The sequence below is a fragment of the Bathymodiolus azoricus thioautotrophic gill symbiont genome (assembly GCF_001298715.1).
Lineage (GTDB): Bacteria > Pseudomonadota > Gammaproteobacteria > PS1 > Pseudothioglobaceae > Thiodubiliella.
Window position 1 is genome coordinate 1 of record NZ_CDSC02000287.1, and the last position, 5654, is coordinate 5654.

8 protein-coding genes are annotated in these 5654 nt (G+C 38.2%); 5 read left to right on the forward strand and 3 right to left on the reverse strand.

Features of this window, described 5'->3' with window-relative positions; all coding sequences use genetic code 11:
* A partial coding sequence (locus BAZSYMA_RS05570) for a thioredoxin fold domain-containing protein (protein ID WP_143243118.1) occupies nt 1–883 on the reverse strand: 883 nt, incomplete at its 3' end.
* Nucleotides 884–974: 91 nt separating this feature from the next.
* Nucleotides 975–1646: a type I-MYXAN CRISPR-associated protein Cas6/Cmx6 gene (gene cas6, locus BAZSYMA_RS05575; RefSeq protein ID WP_090716534.1), complete on the reverse strand. Its 672-nt coding sequence runs from the start codon at nt 1644–1646 to the stop codon at nt 975–977.
* 54 nt (nt 1647–1700) lie between these two features.
* Between cas6 and rnc the strand changes: the two genes are divergently transcribed.
* The 5 genes from rnc to acpS all read left to right on the forward strand — a co-directional run bounded on the left by rnc (nt 1701) and on the right by acpS (nt 5197).
* Entirely contained in the window at nt 1701–2375 is a 675-nt protein-coding gene (rnc, locus tag BAZSYMA_RS05580) for a ribonuclease III (protein WP_090716537.1), read from the forward strand.
* Nucleotides 2372–3256, forward strand: coding sequence for a GTPase Era (gene era, locus BAZSYMA_RS05585; RefSeq protein ID WP_090716538.1), 885 nt, complete (start codon nt 2372–2374; stop codon nt 3254–3256). Before rnc ends, era begins: the two co-directional genes overlap by 4 nt.
* Nucleotides 3257–3354: 98 nt before the next feature.
* Nucleotides 3355–4047 carry a DNA repair protein RecO gene (gene recO / locus BAZSYMA_RS05590; protein WP_237731667.1) on the forward strand — a complete coding sequence of 231 codons (693 nt, stop codon included), beginning with the start codon at nt 3355–3357 and terminating at the stop codon, nt 4045–4047.
* A 5-nt stretch (nt 4048–4052) separates the two neighbouring features.
* A complete protein-coding gene (gene pdxJ, locus BAZSYMA_RS05595) occupies nt 4053–4778 on the forward strand; it encodes a pyridoxine 5'-phosphate synthase (protein WP_090716540.1) in 726 nt (241 codons plus the stop codon).
* Nucleotides 4775–5197, forward strand: a complete 423-nt coding sequence (gene acpS, locus BAZSYMA_RS05600) for a holo-ACP synthase (protein ID WP_090716541.1) — start codon at nt 4775–4777, stop codon at nt 5195–5197. The genes pdxJ and acpS overlap by 4 nt, the downstream gene beginning before the upstream one ends.
* Nucleotides 5198–5237: 40 nt before the next feature.
* On the opposite strand, the gene BAZSYMA_RS05605 is transcribed toward acpS, so the two are convergent.
* Nucleotides 5238–5543 (reverse strand): hypothetical protein, encoded by a 306-nt coding sequence (locus tag BAZSYMA_RS05605; protein ID WP_090716542.1) that lies wholly within the window; start codon nt 5541–5543, stop codon nt 5238–5240.
* Nucleotides 5544–5654: the final 111 nt, after the last annotated feature.

Sequence of the window (5654 nt, forward strand, 5' to 3'; positions counted from 1 at the left end):
TTTTGCGAATAATTTCATTGCCCGTCTTGTCAAAGAAAACAATGGCAGGTTTGTAGGTAAGTTTTAACGCCTCATACCAATATTTGGCAGTGGTGCGTTTGCCTGATGGGGTGATTAATTTTTCATTAGACAGCGCATTAAGACGCACGACTTGCATTTGTTGTAAATAGTCTTGTGTTTGTTCTAATGGCATTAATTCAGCATGAAAAAAATCACATTGTGTACAGTTTGGCTCTTCAAAAAATACCGCTAAAACCTTTTGTGCTGGTAGGTTTTCGCTACGCATTAATAAGTGCGGAGGCGATGCAAAGATTGTATGTAAGTTAAGCTTGCCAGTCTTGTTTTTCTTTAACTTGTTGAGATAGTCGGCATAGGATTCTTTGAGATAGACTTTGTTGGCAATATAATCTAATGTAGTGTGCATTTTATCAATAGATTGATAACCATTGAGTCTGAGTAGGGTCCTGCCTTGAGGATTTAAAAAAACGAGAGTAGGGGTAAACTGGATTTTCATATGTGCTGAAAATTCCTTTTCAGTAAACTCTCTACCTGTCCAATCGCTCAAACCTGTATCGCCCCATATATTGGTTTCAATCACATCAAAATCTTTTTGTAATTTGGCAACTAATTTTTTATCATGAAAGTTATCTTTTACTAATTTTGCGCAGTAAGGACAGCCATTTTGATGAAAATAAATCATGACATGGCGACCTTTATCATTGGCTTCTTCTAAGTCTTCAGAAAGATCCATAAAGGTTGTTTTGAACCAGTCAGGTAGAAAATCAATGGTTTCTGCACCTAAAAAATCCCCTTGTTTAACCACTTCTTGAGCGACAGACACGGATGAAAGATAGAAGGAAAATATTAGAAATACAATGCGCATGAGTTGATTGTAGTCCTAAAGTTAAGCCAATGCAAATTTGAGTTAAATACCACTCAAAAAATATTTAACTGCTGGATTGGAAAAAGCCTTGCTAGACCGCATTAACACTTTCAATACCTTTCTGTGGCAAAAATAGCCCACAGCCTAGTAGGCGATGCTTGCCAATGCCTGCTTCTTGGAGCTTGACAGATTCTGCTTTTCTTAGGTCAGCTACCATCAAAGAGCGTGTATGAATGATGCCATCTGGCGTTGATATTTTGCGTTTTAAACCTGCCATCATCTTTTTAGGTTGAATCCCTAGCGCTTGAAATTGCGCAAATGAGGTTTGCAAAAAATCTCCTTCACTGGTATTTTCATCGCAGGCAATATGCTTGGCAAATACAATTTGCATATCACTCATCAATTTTGGCTCTAGCGCCTTGATTATATCAATCTGATATTCGCCTAAATTCAATGTTTTTCCAATCAAAATTTCTACTTCATCTAACTTTTCCTTAGGAATTCGAATATTAAGTTTAGAGCGTTTAGAAGGGTAGTAGAAACCCGATTCATGGTCTTGCTCCCAGCCATTGCCATCAGCCACACTAATATCAAACACACCCGCCTTGACTTCTTTCAACCAAGGTAAGTGTTTGAGTAATGCCTGAGACAGAAAATAAGCATGGTCAATTGGTAAAATTTTGGCGTGAATATTAAACACAGCATCTTGAATCGTCTCAGGAAGCGTAAAATGCTCCTCTTTAATATCTTCTTGCCAAAACATAAGAATCATTGAATTTTATAATGGCGTTAATTATATATAGACACATATTAGACAATGAACGAATTACAGAAAAAAATTAATTATCAATTTAAAGACATTGCTTTGTTGAGGCAGGCATTGACGCATCGTAGCATGGGTAAGGGCAATAATGAGCGTCTTGAGTTCTTGGGTGATAGCGTACTGGGTGTGGTGGTTTCTCGAGAGTTGTATCAGCGTTTTCCAAGTATTGCCGAGGGTAAGCTGTCTCGATTTAAGTCTTATGTGGTTAGAGGGCAAACGCTTGCATTGATTGCAGCTAAGCTTGAGTTGTCAAATTTATTGATTTTGGGTTCGGGTGAATTAAAAAGTGGCGGACATAATCGTAAATCTATTCAATCTGATGCAGTAGAGGCTATTTTGGGTGCTATTTTCTTGGAGGCAGATTTTGATACTGTTAATACGGTAATTCTAGATTTGTTTAAAGAATATATAGATGACATTAATCCAAATGACACACTAAAAGATTTTAAAACGCAGTTGCAAGAACGCTTGCAAAAGTTTGGACAAACACTACCACAATATGAATTAATCAAAACTGTAGGCAAAGACCATAATGCAAAATTTACCGTTAACTGCTTTTTAAAAGACTATTCAATGCAAGTTCAACAAGAAGCTAAAAGCATTAAGAGAGCAGAACAAATGTGCGCTGAAGTTTTGCTAGAAAAATTAAAAGAGAAAAAAGCTTCATGAGTCATAAGGCAGGTTTTATTGCAGTTATAGGTCGTCCAAATGTGGGCAAATCGACTTTAACCAATGAGCTTATCGGTCAAAAACTCTCCATTACCTCACACCGACCGCAAACCACACGCCATCGTATTCACGCTATTGATACCACTGATGATTATCAAATGGTGTTTGTTGATACGCCAGGTATGCATATTGGCAACACTAAGGCTATTAATGCTTATATGAATAGAGCTGCTAGCTCTAGCATTAATGATGTTGATATTATTTTGTGGTTGGTTGAGGCGGGTAAATGGACCAAAGAAGATGCGCGAGTTTTGGAACATGTGTCAAAAGCGCAGGTACCCGTTATACTGTGCGTGAATAAGATTGATAAACTCAAAGACAAACAAGCAGTTTTGCCTTTTTTAGCAGAAATTGGACAAAAATATCAGCCCGATGATTTGTTCCCACTTTCAGCGTTTAATAAGCCTGATACCAAAACACTACGAACATTAATTCTAAAATATTTGCCAGAGCAGGGCAATATTTTCGATGCTGATTATGTAACCGATAGAAGTGAAAAATTTGTCGTTGCTGAGTTTATCCGTGAAAAGTTAATGCGCCATTTGACGGATGAATTGCCTTACGACCTTACCGTTGAAATTGAACAATATGAATTAGATGGCGAAATGCAAAGGATTGCTGCTAGAATTTTTGTTGATAAAACCTCACAAAAAAGTATCGTTATCGGCAATAAAGGCGAGATGTTAAAACTCATTGGCACCGAATCTCGTCAAAGCATTGAGGGTTTTTTACAGCGTAAAGTATTTTTAAAACTTTGGGTTAAAGTCAAACAAGGTTGGTCTGATGATAAACGCTCACTCGCTTCATTGGGATATGATTAATGAAAAGATATTTGCATTAATGGACTTAATTTTATTTATTATTTGGCGTTGTTATGCAACAAATACAATGTTAATATTAGCGTAGCATTTGGTGGCTAATGATGACTAAGATTGATTTAACCCCCGCTTTTTTAATTCATCGTAGAGCGTTTAAAGATTCTTCTTTATTGTTAGATTTTTTTACCCAAGAGCACGGCAAGATTCGTCTAGTTGGACGAGGCTTGCGCAAGTCAAAAACACCTTTACAAATGTTTCAACATATGAAAATCTCTTTTGCTGGTAAAGGCGAGCTTAAAACATTAACGACTTGGGAGGCAGACGACGAGCCAAGAAATCTACAAGGAGAAACCCTGATATTAGGCATATATATAAATGAGTTGGTTTCTAGATTATTGCAAGAACAAGATCCGCATGCTGTATTGTTTGATGCTTACAAGGCATTCATCAGCCAGATTGCCAAGTTAGAACAGCAAGTAAGGTACTGGTCACTCAGATTGTTTGAAAACAATCTATTGTCTGAATTGGGCTATGGCTATGATTTAGAGAATGATATACATGGTGATGATATTGCACAAGGGGCTTATTATCAATATCAGTCGCAATCTGGTTTTGTGCGTAGCGATATAGGTAAAATATCGGGAAACACAATTCAACTAATGTTGGCAAAAGATGTATTAAATATGCCAGATGTTGAGCAATTAAAATTATGTAGAAATTTAAATAGAGAGAGATTGCAACCGTTACTTGGTAACAAACCCTTGCAAAGTCGCTCTTTATTCTTTACCAAGTAGACAAAATGAGTATTTATTTAGGTGTCAATATTGACCATATAGCCACAATTAGGCAAGCCAGAGGCACGCACTACCCCTCACCAGTAGAAGGCGCATTGTTATGTGAACAATCAGGTGCAGACAGTATTACTTTGCACCTGCGTGAAGACAGGCGCCACATTCAAGATGAGGATGTGGTTGTCTTGCGTGAGAAACTCACCACCAAAATGAATCTAGAAATGGCAAGCACCGATGAGATGATTGCTATTGCCAGTAAAATCAAACCGCAAGATTGCTGCCTAGTGCCAGAAAAACGCGAAGAACTCACTACTGAGGGTGGGCTGGATGTGGTTAATCAAATCTCAAGAATGACAGATGTTTGTGCACAGCTCAAAGCATCTGATGTTGTTGTGTCTTTGTTTATTGATGCACAAAAAGACCAAATTGACGCTGCCAAACAATGCGGTGCACCTGTGATTGAGCTACACACTGGACATTACGCTGACACTACAGGTTCTGAACAACGAACTGAATTTGAACGCATTAAAAGTATGGCAACTTATGCGCATTCAATTGGCTTACAAGTCAATGCAGGACACGGGCTAACACTTGAGAACACCAAAGCCATTGCGCAATTACCTGAGATTGTTGAGCTTAATATTGGCCATTCAATTATTGCCAGAGCGGTATTTGTTGGGCTTGAGTCTGCTACTAATGAGATGAAAAATTTAATGCTAGAGGCGAGATTATGATTTATGGCATCGGCACTGATATTATTAATATCGAGCGAGTTGAGCAAATATTAAATAAAAACAAAGACGGCTTTGTGCATCGTGTGTTGTCTGAACACGAGCAAGTGCTATTTGCCAACAAAGGCGATAGTGCTGCGTATTGTGCCAAACGCTTTGCCGCCAAAGAAGCCTTTGCCAAAGCCCTAGGCACAGGTATTGGCAGGATTGTTAGTTTTCAAGATTTAACCATTAGAAACAACGAAGAAGGCAAGCCCTATTTTATCCCCAGTGAAAAACTACGCTTATATCTCGTTGATAGAAACATCAAGCAGGCACATTTAAGCCTATCTGATGAAAAATTTAATGCCGTGGCGTTTGTGGTATTAGAATTAGGCGAAAAAAACGAAGCCGAAAAAGGCGAATACGGCACAACTTTCTAAAACCCCCCTCTAAATCCCAGTGTGACTTAGAGGGCGCCCTCTAGTTAATGTATTGACCAAACCCCGCTTTGTAAGCTTCTTGCTTTGTACCTTCACAGCCAAATTTCTTTGCAGTTTGATAGCTTGATACAGCTAAGGGGTGTTGCTCCAACACAGGCACAGGGGTTCTGTGCATTTTAAAACGCTTTAGCCCTTGGTTCATTTTGCGATAACCCGCTGCATTTAGCCCTTCACAGTTTTCATTGTAATATTTCACTGCCCCTACTATCACCAGCATTTCGTTGGGTGAAAGTGCTTTTACAGATAGAGTTGCTATTAATATTGCTATAAATAATGTCTTTTTCATTGTATTTGCATTTCTTTTTTTTCTGGCTCAAACTTGTTTGGAAACTTTGTGTCGTACGAATATGCAGTATTCTTTAGCTTGACATCTGTGAGATCAAATCCTTCTTCTATG

Coding starts and splice junctions, on each gene's coding strand:
- cas6 (WP_090716534.1), bottom strand. CDS start 1,646: ATGTTTTGGCAAGAAGATATTAAAGAGGAGCATTTTACGCTTCCTGAG.
- rnc (WP_090716537.1), top strand. CDS start 1,701: ATGAACGAATTACAGAAAAAAATTAATTATCAATTTAAAGACATTGCT.
- era (WP_090716538.1), top strand. CDS start 2,372: ATGAGTCATAAGGCAGGTTTTATTGCAGTTATAGGTCGTCCAAATGTG.
- recO (WP_237731667.1), top strand. CDS start 3,355: ATGATGACTAAGATTGATTTAACCCCCGCTTTTTTAATTCATCGTAGA.
- pdxJ (WP_090716540.1), top strand. CDS start 4,053: ATGAGTATTTATTTAGGTGTCAATATTGACCATATAGCCACAATTAGG.
- acpS (WP_090716541.1), top strand. CDS start 4,775: ATGATTTATGGCATCGGCACTGATATTATTAATATCGAGCGAGTTGAG.
- BAZSYMA_RS05605 (WP_090716542.1), bottom strand. CDS start 5,543: ATGAAAAAGACATTATTTATAGCAATATTAATAGCAACTCTATCTGTA.